This is a genomic window from Enterobacter cloacae complex sp. ECNIH7 (assembly GCF_002208095.1).
Classification (GTDB): domain Bacteria; phylum Pseudomonadota; class Gammaproteobacteria; order Enterobacterales; family Enterobacteriaceae; genus Enterobacter; species Enterobacter cloacae_M.
Genome location: NZ_CP017991.1, coordinates 48,675 through 70,800 on the forward strand (window position 1 = coordinate 48,675; position 22,126 = coordinate 70,800).

Genomic DNA, 22,126 nt, shown 5'->3' on the forward strand with positions numbered 1-22,126 from the left:
GCTCTATCGCTCAGCCAATACGAAACCGGCATTGGCTGATGCCACAACCGAGACTAACACAAATGGCTCGGTACCTGTATTTCGCGCCCCGTGCACTTGGCCCGGTCTTGCCACGGCTATCTCACCTTCCCTGAGGGCACGAACAATCCCATTGCCCTGAAAGTAATCAGCCATTCCCGACAAAACAGTCCACGTGTCTTGGCCGTGAGGATGAATGTGAGCCGCAATTTCCTGCCCGGGATGGACATGCCAAACCACGATAATTGAGTCTCGGGTTTCAAGCACAACGGAACGAATAGGCTCGCCTTCGGACGGCTGAACATACTCGGCTACAGAAAATATTCTCGATTCAACAGTCATCGGAGATCCCTCTTTCACAGTTGTCGTTACGGTCTTCATCGTCGGCATCCTGACGCACGGCGGGCAATTGCTGGAGCAACGCCGGCAGCCATTCCTGTACCGTCTCCCACACCACATCGAGGTTGATGTCGAAATAGCCGTGAGCCATGCGATTACGCATATTGCGCATGCTGCGCCACGGCACGTCGGCATGCGCCTGGGTGAACTCGACGTAGCCATCCATCACCTTTGTGGCCGCCTCGCCGATGACGATCAGGCTCATGATGACGGCCTGCTGGGTGCGCTTGTCGGCCAAGAAGTCGTCCTTGGCCATCCCTTCCACGAAGCTGCGCGCATCGGTTGCGGCCTGCTGAATGTGGTCGAGGTAATCGGGCAGGCGGTTCTCGCTCATATCGGTTGCGCCTCCGCGAGCACCTTGGCCCGGAACTTCGGCGGCAGGTCGCCGGGAGTCAGCAGATCGACGTCAACGCCGAGCAGCGATTTCAGTTCTTCTTCCAAATCGCCCAAGTCCAACAACGTGGCACCGGGCAGCGCATCGACCAACAGGTCGAGGTCGCTGCCATCCCGGTCGGTGCCATGCAGCACCGAGCCGAAGACGCGCGGGTTCGCGGCGCGAAAGCGGCCTACCGCTTCACGCACTGCGCTTCGCTTCATGTCAAGCACAACAGACGGTCGCATGCGCATCCTTTCTTATCGAAACTCGTTGAGATGATATGCAATCAAGAATAGAATTTCAAGAACTATTTTCGAGAATCGCAATGCCTTGATTCCCGTGCCGCGCCTGTCATTTTCAGAAGGTGACTGCACGGAATATCAAGAGTCGGCTGCACAGTCTTTTCTGATCTGTGGTCGTCTCAGAAAACGGAAAATAAAGCACGCTAAGCTGTGGAAGCCCCTGCCAAGCTCGTTCCACCTTGCAACGACGCAATCAGCGGACACGAAACATTCCCCTGCCGCGAATGGCAGGCGCACACCAGGTCAGACAGCACAGCCTCCATGCGCGCCAAATCGGCCATCTTCTCGCGCACGTCTTGGAGCTTGTGCTCGGCCAGGCTGCTGGCCTCCTCGCAGTGGGTGCCATCGTCGAGCCGCAACAGCTCGGCAATCTCGTCCAGACTGAACCCCAGCCGCTGTGCCGATTTCACGAATTTCACCCGAACCACGTCCGCCTCTCCATAGCGGCGGATGCTGCCGTAAGGCTTGTCCGGTTCCGGCAACAGGCCCTTGCGCTGATAGAAGCGGATTGTCTCCACGTTGACCCCGGCCGCCTTGGCAAAAACGCCAATGGTCAGGTTTTCCAAATTATTTTCCATATCGCTTGACTCCGTACATGAGTACGGAAGTAAGGTTACGCTATCCAATCCAAATTCAAAAGGGCCAACGTATGTCTGAACCACAAAACGGGCGCGGTGCGCTCTTCGCCGGCGGGCTGGCCGCCATTCTTGCATCGACCTGCTGCCTGGGGCCGCTAGTACTGGTCGCCCTGGGCTTCTCCGGTGCTTGGATCGGCAACCTGACGGTGCTGGAACCCTATCGACCGTTGTTCATCGGCGCGGCGCTAGTGGCGCTGTTCTTCGCCTGGAAGCGGATTTACCGGCCCGTGCAGGCATGCAAGCCAGGTGAGGTCTGCGCGATTCCGCAGGTGCGCGCCACCTACAAGCTGATTTTCTGGATCGTGGCCGTGCTGGTCCTGGTCGCGCTTGGATTTCCCTATGTCGTTCCATTTTTCTATTAACCAGGAGTTCATCATGAAGAAACTGTTTGCCTCCCTTGCCCTCGCCGCCGCTGTTGCCCCGGTGTGGGCCGCCACGCAGACGGTCACCTTGGCCGTTCCTGGCATGACCTGCGCGACTTGTCCTATCACCATTAAAAAGGCCTTGAGCAAGGTCGACGGTGTTAGCAAGACCGAGGTCGACTTCTCAACCAAGCTTGCCGTCGTAACGTTTGACGATGCGAAGACCAACGTCCAGGCGCTTAGCAAGGCGACGACGGATGTAGGCTACCCATCTGAGCTGAAGAAGTAAGGCAACAAATAACGGCAGCATCGCTAGAACCACGGCAGAGATGCCGCTCAGGCGATTCTGCCGGTCGTCATCGCGTGAGCAGCCTGTAAACGACCCACGGAGCCTGTTCCCTGAAGCGCACAACCGATTCAGTGACCGAGGCGTCGTACTAGTTGGCTTGGGCACAACGGATAAAAGAGAGAGCGGAATGCAAGAGTTAAACGAAGTTGGTTTGAGCGTGGCGGGAATGACTTGCCCAAGTTGTACAAGGCACGTTGAGGACGCGCTGCTGGCGGTCCCCGGCGTAACGCGAGCGGCTGTCGATTATCCATCGAACAAGGCGCAAGTCACAGGCAATAGGCTTGACGTGTCCGCGCTCGTAGCAGCAGTGGGCGCCCTTGGTTACGGTGCTACGCCTACAGACGAATTTGAAAGCAAAGAGCGCAGTGTTGAACAGCCAGGACTCCTTGGCAAAGCCGCCCAGTGGCTGAGCGGCGAGCGCGCGGTGGAGAAACCGGCAGGTCAGCTGCATGTGGCGATCATCGGTACTGGCGGCGCCGCTGTGGCAGCAGCGCTGAAGGCAGCTGAAAACGGTGCCCGTGTCACCCTGATCGAGCGGGGAACTATCGGCGGCACCTGCGTCAACGTGGGCTGCGTCCCTTCTAAGATCATGATTCGGGCAGCGCATATCGCTCATCTGCGACGCGAAAGTCCTTTTGACGTGGGACTGTCGGCAACGCCCCCAGTTGTCCTGCGTGACCGTCTGCTGGCGCAACAGCAGGCCCGTGTGGACGAGCTGCGTCATGCTAAATATGAAAGCATCCTCGAAAGCAATCCGTCGATCAATCTGGTGCGAGGCAGCGCCCGATTCAAGGATGGCCAAACGCTTATCGTGGAAGCGGCAGAAGGTGACACTCGCGAAGTGGCCTTCGATCGCTGTCTCATTGCCACTGGTGCAAGCGCTGCCATCCCGCCGTTGCCTGGTCTTGCAGGAACGCCATATTGGACGTCCACCGAAGCCCTGGTTAGCGAAGCCATTCCTAAACGGCTGGCAGTAATTGGCGCCTCGGTCGTAGCACTGGAACTGGCACAAGCGTTTGCGCGCTTGGGCAGCGAGGTGACGGTCCTGGCCCGGCGCACCTTGTTTGCCAGTGACGACCCTGCCATTGGCGAGGCCGTGACTGCAGCTTTCCGTGCGGAAGGCATCACGGTGCTGACACAGACGCAGGCGAGTGCCGTGACCTATTGCGACCGCCAATTCATCCTGACGACCGCGCAGGGCGAGTTAAAGGTGGATCAATTGCTTGTTGCCACCGGCCGCACGCCAAATACCGCAAGCCTGAATCTCGAGCGCGCAGGTGTGACGTTTGACTCGCAACATCGCATCCTGATCGATCAAGGCATGCGCACGAGTGCTTCGAACATTTACGCAGCTGGCGACTGCACTGACCAGCCTCAGTACGTCTACGTTGCAGCCGCGGCTGGTACCCGGGCTGGCATTAATATGACCGGCGGCGACGTAAAGCTCGATCTCGACGCCATGCCGGCAGTCGTGTTCACCGATCCGCAAGTTGCCACGGTAGGCTACAGTGAAGCAGAGGCCCAGCGCATTGGTCTGCAAACCGAAAGCCGTACGCTCACGCTCGACAATGTGCCGCGTGCACTCGCCAACTTCGATACCCGCGGCTTTATCAAGCTTGTTGCTGAGGCAGGGTCCGGACGCATTCTCGGAGTCCAGGCTGTGACACCGGAAGCAGGCGAAATCATCCAGACTGCCGCGATTGCCATCCGGGCCCGCATGACCGTCCAGGATCTGGCTAACCAGCTTTTCCCTTACCTCACCATGGTTGAAGGTCTCAAACTGGTGGCACAGACTTTTTCGAAGGATGTGACACAGCTATCGTGCTGTGCCGGCTAAACCTTGGGCACCAAAACAGGGACAGAGGAGTTTTTATGTTTTGTGACATCAGACTTAAATTACGCCGTGTACGCGCGTGCTTGACGATCGTACTGGCAAGTACCGCAACGTTAGGCATGCCAAACCAAGCGTTGGCGGCTTATGATTTTTCTAAGCTCGGCGCCGCGATTGAAACATTGTCGCCAGAGACCGTCAGTGATTGGGAAAAGAAGGCCAGGGCTGGCGATGCCATGGCTCAGAACATCATGGGTCTTGCGTACAAATGCGGTATGGGCGTAAAGCAAAACCACGCGGCATCGATCCAGTGGTTCCGCAGGGCGGCCGAGCAGGGTGAAGCCGATGCACAGTTCAACCTCGGGCGCCTCTACGGAAGTGAAGTCGACGGTATGTATAAGAATGGGCGTGCGGCTCCTGCCAACGATGCAGAGGCTTTCAAGTGGTACCGCCTCGCTGCCGAGCAGGGACACACGCAGGCTCAAGTCAGGCTGGCCCAGCTGTTTGCAAAGGGTCTTACCGACATCGCGCCCGACCAGGTGCAGGCATACCAGTGGATGAGTCTGGCCGCAGCGTCGGGAGAACCGACAGCAGCAAAAGTCGTTGCAGACTATGCAGCTCAAATGAAGCCCGAACAGTTACAGCAAGCCCAGCTGCTGGCCGAGGAATGGCAACGCCGGCAAGGCACAAAGTAATTCGTCTTTTTTAAGCGCAGGACGTAACCGCCGAGTAAGGTTTATCTCGGTTGATCGCTGCCCGATATAACAGGTGGAAAATGAACAAGACTATTTATTCCAAAAAGATTGCCGAAAGCCTTTCATCTGGCAATCATCCTAAAGAGTTCGCAACGCTCTTTGTCGCGCTGCTCCGACAGCTAGCGATGGGGGGACCTGTATCACGCGAAAAGCTCGCCGGCGCACTCGGATGGTCTGGAGCGAGAGTTGCAACGGTACTTGAGCAGGCACCTGGTACGGAATATGACGACGAGGCCAATATCATTGGACTGGGGCTGACACTACGTGAAACCTCTCACGTTTTTGAGGTGGATGGCCGTCATTTGTACACATGGTGTGCGCTGGACACCTTGATGTTTCCCGCCTTGACCGGCAAGATTGCCCGTGTCACTTCCCGCTGCGCCGCCACCGGTAGGCCGATCACTCTCACCGTTGCACCAGAAGCAGTGCTTCATGTCGAACCGGCAGAAGCAATGGTTTCACTGCGAACTCCGGATACTTCGCCCGACATTCGTTGTTCGTTTTGCTGTCATGTGCATTTCTTTGCGTCTCCGTCTATTGCAAATTCGTGGGCTTCGACCCACCAAGGGATTGAGGTCGTGCCTGTCGAGAGTGCGTTCGACCTTGGTCATGATGTCGCGCTTAAGCTGCTAGAGGACTGCGAGGAAAGCCCAGTATGAATGCGTACTCGATATCGAAGCTGGCTGATGATGCTTGCGTCAGCGTGCATGTCGTGCGCGACTACATGATACGCGGCTTGTTGCACCCTGCTCGGCGAACCGAAAGTGGCTATAACATTTTCGATGACAAAACACTCGGAAGGCTGCGGTTTCTCCGCGCAGCCTTCGAGTCCGGAATTGGGCTCGACGAACTGGCGCGACTTTGCAAAGCATTGGACGCAGACGATAGCGAAAGCCTGGACCGATGCGTCGAGCGCGTGCGATGGAAGATCGACGTGCGTCGAACAGTTTTGACTGTCGTCGAGGCCTCTTTGAATGAAATGGCGGCCGGTGCAGCTACTTGAGGTCCGGCCGGTAAAAGCGTTGGAATTAGCCACTTCGTATATAATATATTGATTAATATAGCTTTTTCGATGAATGTTTGACTAAAGCCTTTATCGCGACAGTGACTCCTGAAGCTGCTTAAACTGCCCCTGAATCACCGCTTTTTCCTGAAGAATCAACTTGTTCTCATCGGACAGAACTTCCGCTCTATTCTGAGAGGCTTTCAGATCCGTTTTGGTGACCTCTAATGCTTGGGATAGTACGGCCACCTGCTTATCGGCATCTGCTTTCTGGCTTGCGAGTGCGGCAATATTATCCGCCAATTGTTTGCTTTCATGCTTCCGCTCCCGGTTTTTTGCCGAGGCGTCGTTAAGTTGATGCTCCAAGTTCTGGATATCGGCCACTTGCCTATCCAAGGTGCTTTTGTGCATCGCATTGGCCTGTTCGAGCTCATGCGTTTGTCGTTGTAATTGCGCATTAGTGTCTATCAGCTCGGACGCTCTTGACTCGGCTTGGATGAGCCGGTTTTGCAGGTCTTGAATCTGGTCTTTCAGGCCCCGGTTAACCATCTGGAATTGCTCGCGCTCCTGCTGCCGGTCTTCGGCGGTGCGTTGCTGGTAGGGGGCACCTCAGAAAACGGAAAATAAAGCACGCTAAGCTGTGGAAGCCCCTGCCAAGCTCGTTCCACCTTGCAACGACGCAATCAGCGGACACGAAACATTCCCCTGCCGCGAATGGCAGGCGCACACCAGGTCAGACAGCACAGCCTCCATGCGCGCCAAATCGGCCATCTTCTCGCGCACGTCTTGGAGCTTGTGCTCGGCCAGGCTGCTGGCCTCCTCGCAGTGGGTGCCATCGTCGAGCCGCAGCAACTCGGCGATTTCATCCAGGCTGAAGCCCAACCGCTGGGCCGATTTCACGAATCGCACCCGTGTCACGTCCGCCGCGCCATAGCGGCGAATGCTGCCATAGGGCTTGTCCGGCTCGGGCAACAAGCCCTTGCGCTGATAGAACCGGATGGTCTCCACGTTGACGCCGGCTGCCTTGGCAAAAACGCCAATGGTCAGGTTCTCCAAATTATTTTCCATACCGCTTGACTCCGTACATGAGTACGGAAGTAAGGTTACGCTATCCAATTCAAATTCGAAAGGACAAGCCGAGGAAGGTAGCGGACGACTCATTGGGGTACAGGCAGTGGCCCCGGAAGCGGGCGAGCTGATCCAGACGGCGGTGCTCGCGATCCGTAACCGCATGACCGTACAGGAACTGGCTGACCAGTTGTTCCCCTACCTGACGATGGTCGAGGGGCTGAAGCTCGCGGCGCAGACCTTCACCAAGGATGTCAAACAATTGTCCTGCTGCGCAGGATGAAAGGAGATGGAACCATGAAGCTCGCCCCATATATTTTAGAACGTCTCACTTCGGTCAATCGTACCAATGGTACTGCGGATCTCTTGGTCCCGCTACTGCGGGAACTCGCCAAGGGGCGTCCGGTTTCACGAACGACACTTGCCGGGATTCTCGACTGGCCCGCTGAGCGAGTGGCCGCCGTACTCGAACAGGCCACCAGTACCGAATATGACAAAGATGGGAACATCATCGGCTACGGCCTCACCTTGCGCGAGACTTCGTATGTCTTTGAAATTGACGACCGCCGTCTGTATGCCTGGTGCGCGCTGGACACCTTGATATTTCCGGCGCTGATCGGCCGTACAGCTCGCGTCTCATCGCATTGCGCTGCAACCGGAGCACCCGTTTCACTCACGGTTTCACCCAGCGAGATACAGGCTGTCGAACCTGCCGGCATGGCGGTGTCCTTGGTATTGCCGCAGGAAGCAGCCGACGTTCGTCAGTCCTTCTGTTGCCATGTACATTTCTTTGCATCTGTCCCGACGGCGGAAGACTGGGCCTCCAAGCATCAAGGATTGGAAGGATTGGCGATCGTCAGTGTCCACGAGGCTTTCGGCTTGGGCCAGGAGTTTAATCGACATCTGTTGCAGACCATGTCATCTAGGACACCGTGATCGGATATCGACCCAATGTTCTACGGCACCGGCATCGGATTCGCAGCGCGCGGATTGAACTCGGCGAAACGGTATATGCATTGCCGTGAACCGACCAAAAGGAGGTGTTCGATGAACGCCTACACGGTGTCCCGGCTGGCCCTTGATGCCGGGGTGAGCGTGCATATCGTGCGCGACTACCTGCTGCGCGGATTGCTGCGGCCAGTCGCCTGCACCACGGGTGGCTACGGCCTGTTCGATGACGCCGCCTTGCAGCGACTGTGCTTCGTGCGGGCCGCCTTCGAGGCGGGCATCGGCCTCGGCGCATTGGCGCGGCTGTGCCGGGCGCTGGATGCGGCGAACTGCGATGAAACTGCCGCGCAGCTTGCTGTGCTGCGTCAGTTCGTCGAACGCCGGCGCGAAGCGTTGGCCAATCTGGAAGTGCAGTTGGCCGCCATGCCGACCGCGCCGGCACAGCATGCGGAGAGTTTGCCATGAACAGCCCCGAGCGCATGCCGGCCGAGACGCACAAACCGTTCACCGGCTACCTGTGGGGCACGCTGGCCGTGCTGACTTGCCCCTGCCACCTGTCCATCCTCGCTGCCGTGCTGGCCGGCACAACCGCCGGTGCATTCCTTGTCGAGTATTGGGTCATCACGGCGCTCGGTTTGACCGGCCTGTTTCTTCTGTCACTGGCGCGGGCGTTGCGGGCATTCAGGGAAAGATCATGAGCGCTTCCCGGCCGGATGGATGGACTACGGCGGAGGGCCCAAGCGTTCGAGCGCGGGCAAGGCTTTCTGTTCGCAAAGCCGATGCCGGCGGCGGCATTCGCCGTCTTCGTCAGTCAATGGAGGGGTGCCACCATGAATGCAAATGATCCGACCGCCACCAGTTGCTGCGTGTGCTGCAAGGAAATTCCGCTCGATGCCGCCTTCACACCGGAAGGCGCGGAGTACGTCGAGCACTTCTGCGGGCTGGAGTGTTATCAACGTTTCCAGGCGCGGGCCAGCACTGCGACCGAAACGAGCGGCGAACCGAACGCTTGCGGTTCGCCGCCGTCAAATTGAGACAAACCACGCTTTCGCTACGTCGCCTCATGTCGGCATCAAATTCGGCTGAGTAGCTTCTCGCCATCTGGACGTAGCTCGCCCTTGGGTGAAATATGCCGATACAGGGTCTGCCGCGTGATGCCAAGTTCCTGGCACAGGTCGCCGACCTTGGTCTCTGACTGCCCCATTGCCGCCATCGCCAGCCGCAGCTTGGCGGCGGTCATCTTGAACGGCCGGCCGCCTTTCCGGCCGCGTGCCCGTGCTGAGGCCAGGCCCGCCACGGTGCGCTCGGCGATCAACTCGCGCTCGAACTCGGCCAGCGCGGCGAAGATACCGAAGACCAGCTTGCCGGCGGCGGTCGTGGTGTCAATGGCCGCGCCGTGCCCGGTCAGCACCTTGAGGCCGATGCCGCGTCCGGTCAGGTCATGGACGGTATTGATCAGATGGCGCAGGTCGCGCCCGAGCCGATCCAGTTTCCAAACGACCAACGTGTCGCCTGGCCGTAGTGCCTTCAGACAGCTCGCCAGACCGGGACGATCCTCGCGTTTTCCGGACGCTTGGTCTTCATAGAGATGCGCCGGATCAACACCGGCCGCGACCAGCGCATCGCGCTGCAAGTCCGTCGCCTGGGAGCCATCCGCCTTCGATACTCGCATGTAGCCAATCAGCATCTTGTACCTGTCACATATACGTTCGATTATGTGACAGTTTGCATCGGGAAGCTCTGCACGTCAAAATTTGTCACTTAACCCGTCATTCTGTCTAAGGCATGCAAAGGGTAGGCTAGGCTCATAATGTGACAGAAATTCCGGGGGGATGCCTTCCTTCGCGAAGGTGGCGCGCAACTGTTCCAAGGAAGCGGGGTCGCGCCGACCATAGGAAGCCAACGCGAACAGCGAGCGTGCCGTCTCGGGGTTGTGTCGTGCTTCAATGATGGCCTCATCAATGGCCTGGATTGCACGCTGCCAGTGATCGACGGGTTCGGGCTTCGGCGCTTTCGCCGGCAGGCCACTGGTGAACCCGGTTTGGGGCTCGGACCAGAATAGCTTTGCGTGCTCGCCTGGCGGGCTTATATCCCTCACCTCAATCAAGCTGATTGCCGTTGCCGCCGCCTCCAGCATCTGCAACCGTACTGCCGGGTTCAGGGTTTCATACGGTCGCCACAGACTTTGCCCAGCACGCAGCGGATGCCCGCAGCATTCCCAGATTTGGCGGAGATACCCCGCGTAGGTGCCGCACGTCGAAAGCGGGGTGTTCAGCTCATCGAGCAGCGTGCGTAGCAGCCTAAACCACAATCCGGCGTGGATGCGTCGGCGCGGCAACTCCACGTGGCCGGTCGTCAGTGCCTGCCAGGTACGCTGGTCCATCGCCGCAATCGCGTCGCTGGCAGTGCGCGGTTCGGCGTCGGCGTTCTCCCAGCCGAGAAACCGCCCTGGCACGCCCCAATAGGATTCCAGCCAGCAGCCATGCAGTGGGCAGCTCAGCATCAGGGGCAGCTTCCACGCGAGCAGTACGGCTTGGTTCTCCGGATCGTTCAGACAGAGCGGGCAGGCGCGATGTATCGGCTGGCTGGGCAGCCAGGCACGCCAGCTCGTGATGGATCGCGTCCTACGGCGGAGTTTCGGCAGCAGCACCGAGAGCTGGAACGCATAGGTTTCCAATGCATCTGGAATCTGATCATCAAGGCTGTCCAGTAGCCAAGGCACCCAGCCGGCGAAACTCATGCAACGCAGCCGGTCCGGCTCGATGCCGCTCCGCTGGGAGAGCATCGCCAGCAGCGCCAGTGGTGGCGCGGTGTCCAGGTCATCAACCTGGCCGTGACCAAGATCGTGCTCCAGCAGCTCGGACACCTCCATGTGATAGCAAAGGGCCACGCGGTTGAGCCACGAAGACAAGGCTTCGCCTTCCCTGGGAGCCGGATGCAGTGGCCAGTGTGGCGCTGGCTTCACATCAGTTCCCGCTCGAATTGCCGCCGCCGCTCGCTGGGACCGGTGTAATCGGCCATGCTGAGCGTGCGATGGTTGATCGCTTCCTCACCGCTCTCCACGGCAGCGACGGCCGCCGCCATCAACAGGTGCGCCAGCTCGCCGATGGTGCCCTCGCTGCGCGTGAGCAGGTAGCGGGCCATATCCAGCGTGGCAATCGACGAGGGTCGCCGCAGCGGGAGCGAAGCCGCGAAGCTGGCCAGCAGTGAGCAGCAATCGTCGTTGGCCTCCCACACCGGCAGCATCATCGGCTCGAAGCGGTTTTCCAACTGGTCGTCCGAGCGGATCGCCAAGTAGGCATCGCGTGTGCCGACCCCGACCAGCGGGATGCGCAGCTCGTTGCCGAGGAAACGCAGCAGGTTGAGGAATTCCCGGCGGTTGACGCTGTTGCCGGCCAGGACGTTGTGCAATTCGTCGATCACCAGCATGCGCACGCCGACCTTGCGTAGCAGTGCCAGCGCCAATTGCTCCATTTCCGGCAGCCGTGGGCGCGGGCGCAATGGCGCGCCCATCGCGGCAAGTAGCGCGACGTAGAAGCGGATTACCGACGGTTCGGATGGCATCTGCACGACCAGTACCGGAATGTGCTCCTGGTCGGCGTCGGAGCTGGCCGGGTGGGTGCGGCGGAATTTCTCGACGATCATCGACTTGCCGTTGTTGGTTGGACCGACCAACAGCAGGTTGGGCATGCGTTGTTTGTTCGGCCACGCATACAGGGCTTCCAGCCGATTCAGCGCCTCGACTGCTCGCGGATAGCCGATCCAGCGGTCAGCGCGAAGGCGATGGATGCGTTCGTCCGCCGGAAGACGGGCCAAGCCCTGGGCCACCGGCATCAGGTGGGACAAGTCGATGATGGGATATTCTTCCACGGCTACCACTCCTCAATCTGGTCGAACGGTTTGGCAGGTGGCTGGTTGTCTGCCTGCGGGTCAGCCATGTCCGCGTCCGGTGGTGGCGTGGTTTTGAAAAGAACTGCCGTTGCCTTGAGATGCTGGCGTCGATCCGCGTCGCGCCGCGCCTTGCGCGTAGCTTTCTGCGCGGTGGACACGATTTCGCGCATCTGGCCGATCATGCGAAACAGCGCCGACTCATCCACCTGTTCGCGCCCTTGCTGCCGCAATTTCGCCAGCGCCTGTCGTTGTTCCCAGAGGGTGACAGCCGGGTGCGACAAGGTGCGGTATGGAATTTCCAGATAGTGCTGCCCCTCCGGCTCCAGCACCCAAATGCGGCTGATGTCGCGCGGGTCGCGCCGGATCAGGAACGCAGGCAAGCGGTCGCGCCGAGCTATCCACGGCTTGAGCGCATCGGCGTAGTAATGGATGTGGTCGATGACGAAGCCGGTGCGGGTCAGCGTGCGGCGGATGATGGGCAGAAAATCGACCAGAAAAGCCGTGGTGCGAGTGATGACGGTTGGCACGCCGGTCCGCGCGATAGCTTCGGCCCAGCGCGCTGCCGGCGGCTGGAGCAGGCCGTTGTGCACGGAGCCGTGGTAGGTGCCGACCGCCAATGTGAGCCAGCGCTCCAGCTCACGCAGCGTCAGGGCGGCCTTGTTTTCGGAATCGTAGTCGCCGCGCTGGTCAGGGTTGGAGAAGGTCGTCCCTGGCAATTCGTCGTGGATCATCTGCATCGCCGTGCCGATGATCCGTTCCACGATGCCGCCGTAGTGCGGCTGCCCGAGCGGGCGATAGTCAAGCCGGATGCCATGCTGCTCGCAGCCTCGGCGTAGCGCTTCGCTCTTGAACTCGGCCGCGTTGTCCAGGTAGAGCAGCCTGGGCTTGCCGCTCATCGGCCACTCCATTTCTATGTTCAGACCCTCCAGCCAGGGACGCTTGTCGCAGGCGACATGCACAAGGCACAGGCCGACCGAAACAGATGACGGCGCTTCCAGCGTGACGACCATGCCGAGCACGCAGCGGGTAAACACGTCGATGGCGATGGTCAGATACGGACGGCCAATCGGTTGCCGGTCGCGCTCGTCCACCACGATCAGGTCGATGACCGTGTGATCAATCTGCACTTGTTCCAGTGGCGCGGTCACGGCGGGAGGCTCACCACCGACACCTTGCAGGCTGCGGGACGCATCCTGACCTTCCCGGCGGCGAGTGGCCTTGAGCGGATCGAGGCCGGCGATCCGCAGAGCCACGGTGTTGCGCGCCGGCGCCCGCAGCTTTTGCGCTTTGCAAGCCTGCGCGACCTCGCGGTGGAACGCTGCCAGGCTACGCTTCTGCTTGGTCAGGAAGCGCTTTTGCAGCAACTCGCGGATGATGCGCTCAACTGATTCCGGCAAGCGTCCCTTGCCTTTTCCGCCGCCGGATCGGCTGCGAGCCAGGTCCGTCACAAGCCCAGCACCTTGCCGGGCACGGCGGATTAGGACATACACCTGCCGCCTGGACAGGCCAAGCGCGTGAGCAGCGGCATCGGCGGCTTCATGCCCGACCACATCAAGCGCTGCCAGCGGCCCGATGATTTCCGCCCGTTGCCGGGCCTGCGCCCAAGCCGCATCGGGCAGGGTGGCCACGCCTTGCTCGGCAATCAATGATGTGTCTGACGCCATGCTCACACCTCGCTTTGGTGCACACGAGTATTGAGCATAGTCGAGATTGGTGCAGATGACTTCTGATATTGCGTTGTCAGGAGTCGCCTGCACATCTGGCGTTACGCCCCGTCAATTGGTGCAGTCGTCTTCTGAAAATGACAGCGCCGGTTGCCTTGGCGGGCTTGTCACAAACCTACGTTTTTGAGAAGAAGGAGACTGCATGCCCCGCCGTTCAATCCTCTCCGCCGCAGAGCGCGACAGTCTCTTGGCGTTGCCCGATACCCAAGACGAACTCATCCGGCTCTACACGTTCAGCGAACCCGACCTGTCACTAATCCGCCAGCGGCGCGGTGACGCCAACCGCCTGGGTGTCGCGGTGCAATTATGCTTATTGCGCTTTCCCGGTCAGGGCCTGCTGCCCGACGCTGCGGTGCCGATGCCCCTGCTGCAATGGATCGGACGGCAACTGCGCATCGATCCATCGTGCTGGCCACAGTATGCAGAGAGGGAAGAAACCCGGCGCGAGCATCTGCTTGAGCTGCGTGCATATTTGGGCATGGAGCCGTTCGGCCTGGCGCACTATCGGCAGGCTGTCCATGCCGCGACCGAGTTGGCCTTGCAAACCGACAAGGGCATCATGCTGGCCAACAGTGTTCTCGACGACCTGCGGCACCGACACGTCATCTTGCCGACGCTGGATGTTGTCGAGCGCGTCTGTGCCGAGGCGATCACCCGCGCCAACCGGCAAATCTACGAAACCTTGTCCGAACCGCTATCGGACGCGCATCGTCGCCGCCTTGACGATCTGCTCAAACGCCGGGACAACGGCAAAACGACCTGGCTGGCCTGGCTGCGCCAGTCACCCGTCAAGCCCAATTCGCGGCACATGCTCGAACACATCGAACGCCTCAAGGCATGGCAGGCGCTCGACCTGCCTTCCGGCGTCGAGCGGTCGGTGCACCAGAATCGCCTGCTCAAGATCGCCCGCGAGGGTGGCCAGATGACACCCGCCGACCTGGCCAAGTTCGAGGCGCAGCGGCGCTACGCCACCCTGGTCGCGCTCGCCATCGAGGGCATGGCCACGGTCACCGACGAAATCATCGACTTGCACGACCGCATCCTGGGCAAGCTGTTCAACGCCGCCAAGAACAAGCATCAGCAGCAGTTTCAGGCATCCGGCAAGGCGATCAACGCCAAGGTGCGGCTGTTCGGGCGCATCGGCCAGGCGCTGATCGAGGCCAAGCAAGCGGGCCGCGATCCGTTCGCCGCCATCGAGGGCGTACTATCCTGGGATGCTTTCGCCGAAAATGTCACCGAAGCGCAGAAGCTCGCGCAGCCCGAGGACTTCGATTTCCTGCACCGCATCGGCGAGAGCTACGCCACGTTACGCCGGTACGCGCCGGAATTCCTCGCCGTGCTCAAGCTGCGGGCTGCGCCCGCTGCCAAGGATGTGCTGGACGCCATCGAGGTGCTGCGCGGCATGAACAGCGACAACGCACGCAAGGTGCCTGCCGATGCGCCGACCGACTTCATCAAGCCGCGCTGGCAGAAGCTGGTGATGACCGATGCCGGCATCGACCGGCGCTACTACGAGTTGTGCGCACTGTCGGAACTGAAGAACGCGCTGCGCTCCGGCGACATCTGGGTGCAAGGCTCACGCCAGTTCAAGGATTTCGAGGACTACCTGGTACCGCCTGTGAAATTCGCCAGCCTCAAGCTGGCCAGCGAACTGCCGCTGGCTGTGGTCACCAACTGCGACCAGTACCTGCATGACCGGCTGACGCTGCTAGAAACACAGCTTGCGACCGTCAACCGCATGGCGGCGGCCAACGACCTGCCGGACGCCATCATCACCGAGTCTGGCCTGAAGATCACGCCTCTGGATGCGGCGGTGCCTGACACCGCGCAGGCGCTGATCGACCAGACCGCGATGATCCTGCCGCACATCAAGATCACCGAACTGCTTATGGAAGTGGATGAATGGACGGGCTTCACCCGCCACTTTACGCACCTGAAATCGGGCGACCTGGCCAAGGACAAGAACCTGCTGCTGACCACCATACTGGCCGACGCGATCAATCTCGGCCTGACCAAGATGGCCGAGTCCTGTCCCGGCACAACGTATGCCAAGCTCGCCTGGCTACAAGCCTGGCATACCCGCGATGAAACCTATTCGACGGCGCTGGCCGAATTGGTGAACGTGCAGTTCCGGCATCCCTTCGCCGAGCATTGGGGTGACGGCACCACGTCATCGTCGGACGGCCAGAACTTCCGCACCGGCAGCAAGGCCGAGAGCACCGGGCACATCAACCCGAAATATGGCAGCAGCCCAGGGCGGACGTTTTACACGCACATCTCCGACCAGTACGCGCCGTTCCACACCAAGGTCGTGAACGTCGGCGTGCGCGACTCGACCTACGTGCTCGACGGCCTGCTGTACCACGAGTCCGACCTGCGCATCGAGGAGCACTACACCGACACGGCGGGCTTCACCGATCATGTCTTTGCCCTCATGCATCTGCTGGGCTTCCGCTTCGCGCCGCGCATCCGCGCCCTGGGCGACACCAAGCTGTTCATCCCTAAGGGTGAAGCCAGTTACGACGCACTCAGACCGACGATTAGCAGCGACAAGTTGAACATCAAGGCTATTCGTGCCCATTGGGATGAAATCCTGCGCCTGGCTACCTCGATCAAACAGGGCACGGTGACGGCCTCGCTGATGTTGCGCAAACTCGGCAGCTACCCGCGCCAGAACGGCCTGGCCGTTGCGCTGCGCGAGCTGGGGCGCATCGAGCGCACGCTGTTCATCTTGGACTGGCTGCAAAGCGTGGAACTACGCCGTCGTGTGCATGCCGGATTGAACAAGGGCGAAGCCCGCAATGCGCTGGCCAGGGCGGTGTTCTTCAACCGGCTGGGCGAAATCCGCGACCGCAGTTTCGAGCAGCAGCGCTACCGGGCCAGTGGCCTCAACCTGGTGACGGCGGCCATCGTGCTGTGGAACACGGTCTACCTGGAGCGCGCCGCGAATGCTTTGCGCGGCCACGGCCATGGTGTCGATGAAGGGCTGTTGCAGTACCTGTCGCCGCTGGGTTGGGAGCATATCAACCTGACCGGCGATTACCTCTGGCGCAGTAGCTCCAAAGTAGGCGTGGGGAAATTCCGACCGCTACGTCCGCTCTCTGGGTCTTAGCGTACGATTTTTTCCGTTTTCTGAGGTGACCCCTAGTGGGAGCGAAGCTGCAAAATGCGAATTTTAATAAATAGTGAAGTTTAATCCGGCAAAACAATCAGATTTATCCTCTAAAGGTTCTCAAGATGTTCCTTTTGTTTTTTTAAGCCTGTAATTCTGTGTAACTTCCAATATATGAAAGGTGATCGCTAAGGCAGTCACCGAACTCGACAATAAAACCACTAATCGCCAGTCGCCAGTTCTGGAGCGGTATACTCCATTTTTTCGACGCATCCTTGATCGGCAGAGATATAATCTTCCGTACCGGTCATCTGTCGGGAACATTTTGCGTTTATAACTTGATAAGGTACAGTGGATCCCATATATGTATATTGAGGATGTCCCTCTGAAACTCAGGAATCGGTAATGACTCCAACTTACTGATAGTGTTTTATGTTCAGATAATGCCCGATGACTTTGTCATGCAGCTCCACCGATTTTGAGAACGACAGTGACTTCCTGCCCAGCCTTGCCAGATGCTGCCTCAGATTCAGGTTATGCCGCTCAATGCGCTCCGTATATGGCTAAATTTGCCCAACGCGCCGAAAATGTAAAGTTAGCTTTATAACTAAGCTCTTGAGCTAAATTAAGCCACTGTTTTTTTTGTTTTTAATGTGGAATTTATCTGGTTACGCTCATTAACACTGAATTTAAGTCGTTACAGCTTACCGGATCATAGTTAATCTGATTTTGGTCCTTTGACTTTCAACGACCTGAACGGTATCCTTACCTAACTCTATATTGTGTTTCTGTATATAGCTAAAAATCAAAATTTTACTCATTTTACCTGTTGTAAGGATAATTTCTGTAATGAGCTTTAAGCCGCATTAGTTTAACCCCCTTCATTTTGGATCGCTCAGATCCGTTCGTAGTATCTACCCTTCGGTAGCTTTTGTTGTACCTCCATAAATCTAATATTGATTCGTCACGTTGACGAAAAAGCTCTTGTCTTTGCACATCTGTGTATATGGCTAGCGTTAGCTTTTGTTATTGATTTAATTTTAATCAGAGTGAGTAACATGATTCAAACCATGAAAAAAGAGTGGTTCTCCAATATACGCGGAGATCTGTTAGCCGGTATTGTGGTAGCGCTGGCGTTAATCCCTGAGGCAATTGCCTTTTCTATTATTGCAGGTGTCGATCCTAAGGTCGGCCTATATGCTTCATTCTGTATCGCTGTGGTTATTGCCTTTACTGGTGGCCGTCCTGGCATGATCTCTGCCGCAACAGGCGCGATGGCACTGTTAATGGTGACCTTAGTAAAGGAACATGGCCTTGAGTATTTACTCGCGGCGACCTTATTAACCGGTGTGCTGCAAATTGCTGCGGGTTACTTAAAACTCGGTAGCTTGATGCGTTTCGTCTCCCGCTCTGTGGTGACGGGTTTTGTGAATGCACTGGCGATTCTGATCTTTATGGCCCAGTTGCCCGAACTGACCAATGTGACTTGGCACGTATATGCGATGACGGTAGCTGGCCTCGGTATCATTTACCTATTCCCACTCATCCCTGTGATTGGTAAATCCGTACCTTCGCCTCTCGTGTGTATTGTCGGATTAACGCTTTTTGCGGTTTATATGGGGTTAGATATTCGTACTGTCGGCGACATGGGACAACTGCCTGATACTTTACCTATTTTCCTCTGGCCTGAAGTGCCCTTGACCCTTGAAACTCTGATGATCATCTTCCCTTACTCGGCCGGCCTTGCCGTGGTGGGCTTGCTGGAATCTATGATGACCGCCACCATAGTTGATGACTTAACCGATACCCAAAGCGATAAGAATCGCGAGTGTAAGGGCCAAGGTATTGCCAATATCGGCGCGGGTTTAATGGGCGGTATGGCTGGTTGCGCTATGATTGGTCAGTCGATCATCAACGTTAAATCGGGTGGTCGCGGACGTTTATCATCCTTCGCTGCAGGCGTTTTTTTACTTGTGATGGTGGTGTTTTTAGGAGAGTGGTTAAAGCTTATTCCTATGGCGGCACTGGTTGCCGTGATGATCATGGTGGCTATCGGTACATTCTCTTGGGATTCAATCCGTAATCTTAAGCATCATCCTATGTCAACCAACCTTGTGATGGTGGCGACGGTTGTGGTCGTGGTCGCTACCCATAACTTAGCAATTGGGGTATTTGTAGGTGTATTACTCGCGTCCCTATTTTTTGCTAATAAAGTGGGACGTTTTATGGTGGTTAAGAGTACAACGACTGCTGCTGACACTGGTCGCCATTATCAGGTTATTGGACAAGTCTTTTTTGCTTCATCAGATAAGTTCAGTAATTCATTCGATTTTAGGGAAGTGGTTGATAAAGTGACTATCGACTTATCTCAAGCACATTTTTGGGATATTACCGCGGTATCGGCCCTCGACAAGGTAGTGATTAAATTCCGCCGCGAGGGGACTGAGGTTGAGTTGATTGGCCTTAACGAAGCCAGTGCCACCATAGTCGATAAATTTGGGGTACACGATAAGCCAGAAGAAGTTGAAAAAATGATGTCTGGTCACTAAGCCATTAGCAACACAACAACAAAGGAATAAAACGATGACAAATGTGATTGCTTGTATTGACGGTTCAAATGTGACATCCGCTGTATGTGATGCCAGTGGCTGGGCCGCCTTTCAACTGAATGCCCCTGTAATCCTATTACATGTATTGGATAAGTCAGCCTATCCGATAGAGTCAGATCTGTCGGGAAATATTGGCCTAGGTACACGGGAGCACTTGCTCAATGAAATGGTTGAGCTCGAAGCGCGCCGGGGCAAGCTGGCACTCGAGCAGGGTAAGTATATGTTGCAAGATGCGCAAACGCGCATCGTGGAGGCACAACCTGCAGTCGTGGTTAAAACCTTGCAGCGTCACGGCGATTTAGTCGAAACCCTGTTAGAGCAAGAATCCCATGCCAGATTGGTGGTGATGGGGCGTCAAGGGGAGCAACATCAAGATCAAGCGCAGGCGATTGGCAGCCATCTAGAAAACGTCATTCGCACAGTTAAGCAGCCTATTTTAGTGGTGATGACAGAGTTTGAAGCACCGAAACGATTTATGATTGCCTACGATGGCAGCATTACTGCGAAAAAAGCCCTTAATCAAGTGCTAACAAGTCCACTCTTAAAAGGGCTTGAATGTCATTTGGTGATGGTGTCTGATGCTCAATCACAGGCGACAGCAGAACTGGCGTTGGTGACCGAATCTCTGATGGCGGCGAATTTCAATGTGGTTACCGCTGTTTGTCAGGGAGAAGTTCAAACGGCTCTTGAGATCTATCAACTTGAGCATCACATCGATCTTATGGTGATGGGGGCCTACGGCCATTCGCGGATAAGAGAGTTTTTTGTGGGAAGCAATACCACAAAGATGATCAGTAAAAGCCATATCCCATTATTATTATTGCGCTAACAGCTATTGATATTGCACTAATCAGTATCCAAGACGCTGGTTAGTGCATAGTAATAGAGATAGGTTCTGACGCTTAAGTTTGGAGGTGAAATGAACGAGCAGCTAAAGCAACAACTGCATTTACAGTTACAGCAAATGCTGGAAAGTTTGTTAGCGCAGATTGCAGCACAAACGAGTGATGTGCAAGTTGTCGAACTTGACCAATCACGACTCGGACGTCTTTCACGTATAGATGCATTGCAAGGACAGCAAATGGAATTAGAAACTGCGAGACGCAAGCAGCATCAGTTACAAGTTATTGAAGGTGCATTATTGCGCATAAATAGCGATGAATATGGCAGCTGTTTTGTCTGTGGTGAAGATATCGATTTGAATCGGCTTATGTTTGATCCTACCGTGACTCGCTGCATTAACTGTTCGTAGAAATATTAATGTTAGGCTAAGGCTCTTTAGATAAGGAAAATTTATCATACCTATTGATGTTACGTTAATACAGTAAGGCTAATTTTAAACGTCAATACATACAATAGTCAGTATCAATCACGTTTTATATTTTCCATAATCTCGCAGCTCTTTAACATCTATCGAGTAGGGGGAAACAATTGATTGCTTAACTGAATTTATTGCCCGATAAATAGAAGCTTCTCCAAGGTGATACTCCTTGGCAAGCTGACCAATAGTGGCCCCCTCAGCTCTTTTATCATAAATTGCTTGTTTTAAGGTGTCCGTAAGTTTTACAGGCCTACCAAATTTAACTCCATTTTCATGTGCTTTTGCGATACCTTCAGCTTGCCTCTCTGTCCGCAAGTCATTTTCAAACTCAGCAATAGCAGCCAACATATTGAACATGAGTCTCCCAGTCGAAGTGCTCGTATCAATGTTCTGATCGATAACGAGCAAATCAATACCTTCACTTTGAAAACGCGAAGCAATCTGGGCTAAGTGGACGACTGAGCGAGCAAGACGATCGAGTCGGGTTACCACTAGGGTATCCCCTTCACGTAAATAACTCATGCAAGATTGAAATTCAGACCGTTCAGCCGTCCTCCCACTGCGTTTTTCTTGATATATCTTATTGCACTCAGCTCGATGTAACTTGCCCAGTTGCACTTCTAAGCTTTGACCCGTGGAACTCACTCGAGCATAACCAACTTTGGACATAAATCACCATATCTCTTTAAAGGTTTTGATAATGCACTTATGATAGTAGTTTTGATAGGTAATAACCAGAGCTATCAAATAGTATACATTTTGATAGGGTGCATTTTTGACTTTTATCGCCCAACTGGTGTAAATTGAGCGAATCGAACGATTCGTTTAAAGGTGATAAATGAACACTCTTTCAGCCAATGAAGCAAAAATTCACTTTGGAGATTTGTTGCTCAAAGCTCAACAAGCTCCAATCCAAATTAATAAAAATGGCAAGCCTGTGGCCGTTGTTATTTCAGCTGATGCATACCAAAGTATCGAGACACTAAAATTACATTTGCTTCAATCCAAAGCGGTGAAAGCCATAACTGACATCAAAATGGGCAATTTGGTTGATGGTAATACCTTTTTTGATGAGCTGGCCGCAGGGCAGTATGACTAATGCCGGTAACTTATCATTTAACGCCCGATGCACAATCTGATCTGATAGGTATTCACCGCTTTACGTTAGCCCAATGGGGAACGACTCAGTCGAAGACCTATTTATCAGGACTTAGACAAACGATTCAACTGCTGGCTGAAACACCCACCCTTGGGAAAAATAGACCCGAGGTACGCATGAATGTGTTTAGCTTCCCTTATTCAAGTCATGTCATCTATTACATCCAACATGAGCATCAATTCGTTGTATTTGGGATCTTACATAAAAGTATGGTTCCACTTGCACATCTCGCGGAGCGGGAAATTATTTGATGTAGTGAAA

At 56.1% G+C, this 22,126-nt stretch carries 26 protein-coding genes and 5 pseudogenes; 18 read left to right on the plus strand and 13 right to left on the minus strand.

Features of this window, described 5'->3' with window-relative positions:
- Positions 1–3: 3 nt before the first annotated feature.
- From WM95_RS25935 to WM95_RS25950, 4 genes are all read right to left on the minus strand, one after another.
- A complete protein-coding gene (locus tag WM95_RS25935) occupies positions 4–360 on the minus strand; it encodes a cupin domain-containing protein (protein ID WP_000215515.1) in 357 nt (118 codons plus the stop codon).
- Positions 350–751, minus strand: a complete 402-nt coding sequence (locus WM95_RS25940) for a HepT-like ribonuclease domain-containing protein (RefSeq protein WP_001293886.1) — start codon at positions 749–751, stop codon at positions 350–352. Before WM95_RS25940 ends, WM95_RS25935 begins: the two co-directional genes overlap by 11 nt.
- On the minus strand, positions 748–1,038 hold the full coding sequence (locus WM95_RS25945; protein WP_001247892.1) for a nucleotidyltransferase family protein: 291 nt from the start codon (positions 1,036–1,038) through the stop codon (positions 748–750). The genes WM95_RS25940 and WM95_RS25945 overlap by 4 nt, the downstream gene beginning before the upstream one ends.
- Positions 1,039–1,238: 200 nt before the next feature.
- Complete coding sequence (locus WM95_RS25950; protein ID WP_032490487.1) at positions 1,239–1,673, minus strand: mercury resistance transcriptional regulator MerR; 435 nt, start codon at positions 1,671–1,673, stop codon at positions 1,239–1,241.
- Between the two features lie 71 nt (positions 1,674–1,744).
- On the opposite strand from WM95_RS25950, the gene WM95_RS25955 reads away from it, so the two are divergent.
- From WM95_RS25955 to merD (WM95_RS25980), 6 genes are all read left to right on the plus strand, one after another.
- Entirely contained in the window at positions 1,745–2,095 is a 351-nt protein-coding gene (locus WM95_RS25955; protein WP_001294663.1) for a mercuric transport protein MerT, read from the plus strand.
- A gap of 13 nt (positions 2,096–2,108) precedes the next feature.
- Positions 2,109–2,384 (plus strand): mercury resistance system periplasmic binding protein MerP, encoded by a 276-nt coding sequence (gene merP / locus WM95_RS25960; RefSeq protein ID WP_011405607.1) that lies wholly within the window; start codon positions 2,109–2,111, stop codon positions 2,382–2,384.
- A 187-nt stretch (positions 2,385–2,571) separates the two neighbouring features.
- On the plus strand, positions 2,572–4,281 hold the full coding sequence (merA, locus tag WM95_RS25965; RefSeq protein ID WP_011405608.1) for a mercury(II) reductase: 1,710 nt from the start codon (positions 2,572–2,574) through the stop codon (positions 4,279–4,281).
- 35 nt (positions 4,282–4,316) lie between these two features.
- Positions 4,317–4,970, plus strand: coding sequence for a phenylmercury resistance protein MerG (merG, locus tag WM95_RS25970; RefSeq protein WP_011405609.1), 654 nt, complete (start codon positions 4,317–4,319; stop codon positions 4,968–4,970).
- 80 nt (positions 4,971–5,050) lie between these two features.
- A complete protein-coding gene (merB, locus tag WM95_RS25975) occupies positions 5,051–5,689 on the plus strand; it encodes an organomercurial lyase MerB (protein WP_058672289.1) in 639 nt (212 codons plus the stop codon).
- Positions 5,686–6,033, plus strand: coding sequence for a mercuric resistance transcriptional repressor MerD (gene merD, locus WM95_RS25980; protein WP_021443905.1), 348 nt, complete (start codon positions 5,686–5,688; stop codon positions 6,031–6,033). The genes merB (WM95_RS25975) and merD (WM95_RS25980) overlap by 4 nt, the downstream gene beginning before the upstream one ends.
- Before the next feature lie 90 nt (positions 6,034–6,123).
- Here merD (WM95_RS25980) and WM95_RS27685 read toward each other — a convergent pair.
- Together WM95_RS27685 and WM95_RS25990 are read right to left on the minus strand one after the other, a co-directional pair.
- Positions 6,124–6,633: pseudogene (locus tag WM95_RS27685) on the minus strand (hypothetical protein); the annotation flags it as partial.
- A gap of 33 nt (positions 6,634–6,666) precedes the next feature.
- On the minus strand, positions 6,667–7,101 hold the full coding sequence (locus tag WM95_RS25990) for a mercury resistance transcriptional regulator MerR (protein ID WP_010981353.1): 435 nt from the start codon (positions 7,099–7,101) through the stop codon (positions 6,667–6,669).
- 67 nt (positions 7,102–7,168) lie between these two features.
- Between WM95_RS25990 and WM95_RS25995 the strand changes: the two are divergent.
- The 5 genes and pseudogenes from WM95_RS25995 to WM95_RS27690 form a co-directional block, all read left to right on the plus strand.
- Positions 7,169–7,384, plus strand: a pseudogene (locus WM95_RS25995) (mercury(II) reductase); the annotation flags it as partial.
- A 14-nt stretch (positions 7,385–7,398) separates the two neighbouring features.
- A complete protein-coding gene (gene merB / locus WM95_RS26000) occupies positions 7,399–8,037 on the plus strand; it encodes an organomercurial lyase MerB (RefSeq protein WP_000761850.1) in 639 nt (212 codons plus the stop codon).
- Between the two features lie 111 nt (positions 8,038–8,148).
- The gene (gene merD, locus WM95_RS26005; RefSeq protein WP_000995361.1) at positions 8,149–8,514 is read left to right on the plus strand and encodes a mercury resistance co-regulator MerD; all 366 of its coding nucleotides are present in this window, start codon (positions 8,149–8,151) and stop codon (positions 8,512–8,514) included.
- A complete protein-coding gene (merE, locus tag WM95_RS26010) occupies positions 8,511–8,747 on the plus strand; it encodes a broad-spectrum mercury transporter MerE (protein ID WP_005413392.1) in 237 nt (78 codons plus the stop codon). The genes merD (WM95_RS26005) and merE overlap by 4 nt, the downstream gene beginning before the upstream one ends.
- Positions 8,748–8,795: 48 nt before the next feature.
- Positions 8,796–9,083, plus strand: a pseudogene (locus tag WM95_RS27690) (DUF3330 domain-containing protein); the annotation flags it as partial.
- A 38-nt stretch (positions 9,084–9,121) separates the two neighbouring features.
- Here the strand turns inward: WM95_RS27690 and WM95_RS26020 are convergent.
- From WM95_RS26020 to WM95_RS26035, 4 genes are read right to left on the minus strand one after another with little or no spacing between them, the layout of a single operon-like run.
- Complete coding sequence (locus WM95_RS26020) at positions 9,122–9,736, minus strand: recombinase family protein (protein WP_010981357.1); 615 nt, start codon at positions 9,734–9,736, stop codon at positions 9,122–9,124.
- A 60-nt stretch (positions 9,737–9,796) separates the two neighbouring features.
- A complete protein-coding gene (locus WM95_RS26025) occupies positions 9,797–11,014 on the minus strand; it encodes a TniQ family protein (RefSeq protein ID WP_011405615.1) in 1,218 nt (405 codons plus the stop codon).
- Entirely contained in the window at positions 11,011–11,919 is a 909-nt protein-coding gene (locus tag WM95_RS26030) for a TniB family NTP-binding protein (protein WP_000393453.1), read from the minus strand. Before WM95_RS26030 ends, WM95_RS26025 begins: the two co-directional genes overlap by 4 nt.
- Before the next feature lie 2 nt (positions 11,920–11,921).
- Complete coding sequence (locus tag WM95_RS26035; RefSeq protein ID WP_010791757.1) at positions 11,922–13,604, minus strand: Mu transposase C-terminal domain-containing protein; 1,683 nt, start codon at positions 13,602–13,604, stop codon at positions 11,922–11,924.
- A gap of 46 nt (positions 13,605–13,650) precedes the next feature.
- Here WM95_RS26035 and WM95_RS27795 point away from each other — a divergent pair, with 46 nt between their 5' ends.
- Together WM95_RS27795 and WM95_RS26040 are read left to right on the plus strand one after the other, a co-directional pair.
- Positions 13,651–13,791 carry an NTP-binding protein gene (locus WM95_RS27795; protein ID WP_317985562.1) on the plus strand — a complete coding sequence of 47 codons (141 nt, stop codon included), beginning with the start codon at positions 13,651–13,653 and terminating at the stop codon, positions 13,789–13,791.
- Positions 13,792–13,806: 15 nt separating this feature from the next.
- Entirely contained in the window at positions 13,807–16,776 is a 2,970-nt protein-coding gene (locus WM95_RS26040; protein ID WP_088545060.1) for a Tn3-like element TnShfr1 family transposase, read from the plus strand.
- 142 nt (positions 16,777–16,918) lie between these two features.
- On the opposite strand, the pseudogene WM95_RS26045 reads toward WM95_RS26040, so the two are convergent.
- A pseudogene (locus WM95_RS26045) lies at positions 16,919–17,109 on the minus strand (hypothetical protein); the annotation flags it as partial.
- Between the two features lie 83 nt (positions 17,110–17,192).
- Positions 17,193–17,336 (minus strand): annotated as a pseudogene (locus WM95_RS26050) (IS1 family transposase); the annotation flags it as partial.
- Positions 17,337–17,834: 498 nt separating this feature from the next.
- Here WM95_RS26050 and WM95_RS26055 point away from each other — a divergent pair.
- From WM95_RS26055 to WM95_RS26065, 3 genes are all read left to right on the plus strand, one after another.
- The gene (locus tag WM95_RS26055) at positions 17,835–19,325 is read left to right on the plus strand and encodes a SulP family inorganic anion transporter (RefSeq protein WP_011787801.1); all 1,491 of its coding nucleotides are present in this window, start codon (positions 17,835–17,837) and stop codon (positions 19,323–19,325) included.
- A gap of 34 nt (positions 19,326–19,359) precedes the next feature.
- On the plus strand, positions 19,360–20,214 hold the full coding sequence (locus WM95_RS26060; RefSeq protein WP_011787802.1) for a universal stress protein: 855 nt from the start codon (positions 19,360–19,362) through the stop codon (positions 20,212–20,214).
- A 90-nt stretch (positions 20,215–20,304) separates the two neighbouring features.
- Positions 20,305–20,637: a TraR/DksA family transcriptional regulator gene (locus WM95_RS26065; protein WP_011787803.1), complete on the plus strand. Its 333-nt coding sequence runs from the start codon at positions 20,305–20,307 to the stop codon at positions 20,635–20,637.
- Between the two features lie 117 nt (positions 20,638–20,754).
- Here WM95_RS26065 and WM95_RS26070 read toward each other — a convergent pair whose 3' ends face one another.
- Positions 20,755–21,375, minus strand: a complete 621-nt coding sequence (locus WM95_RS26070; RefSeq protein WP_011787804.1) for a recombinase family protein — start codon at positions 21,373–21,375, stop codon at positions 20,755–20,757.
- 169 nt (positions 21,376–21,544) lie between these two features.
- On the opposite strand from WM95_RS26070, the gene WM95_RS26075 reads away from it, so the two are divergent.
- Positions 21,545–21,805, plus strand: coding sequence for a type II toxin-antitoxin system Phd/YefM family antitoxin (locus tag WM95_RS26075; RefSeq protein ID WP_011787805.1), 261 nt, complete (start codon positions 21,545–21,547; stop codon positions 21,803–21,805).
- Positions 21,805–22,116 carry a type II toxin-antitoxin system RelE/ParE family toxin gene (locus WM95_RS26080; RefSeq protein ID WP_011918375.1) on the plus strand — a complete coding sequence of 104 codons (312 nt, stop codon included), beginning with the start codon at positions 21,805–21,807 and terminating at the stop codon, positions 22,114–22,116. The genes WM95_RS26075 and WM95_RS26080 overlap by 1 nt, the downstream gene beginning before the upstream one ends.
- Positions 22,117–22,126: the final 10 nt, after the last annotated feature.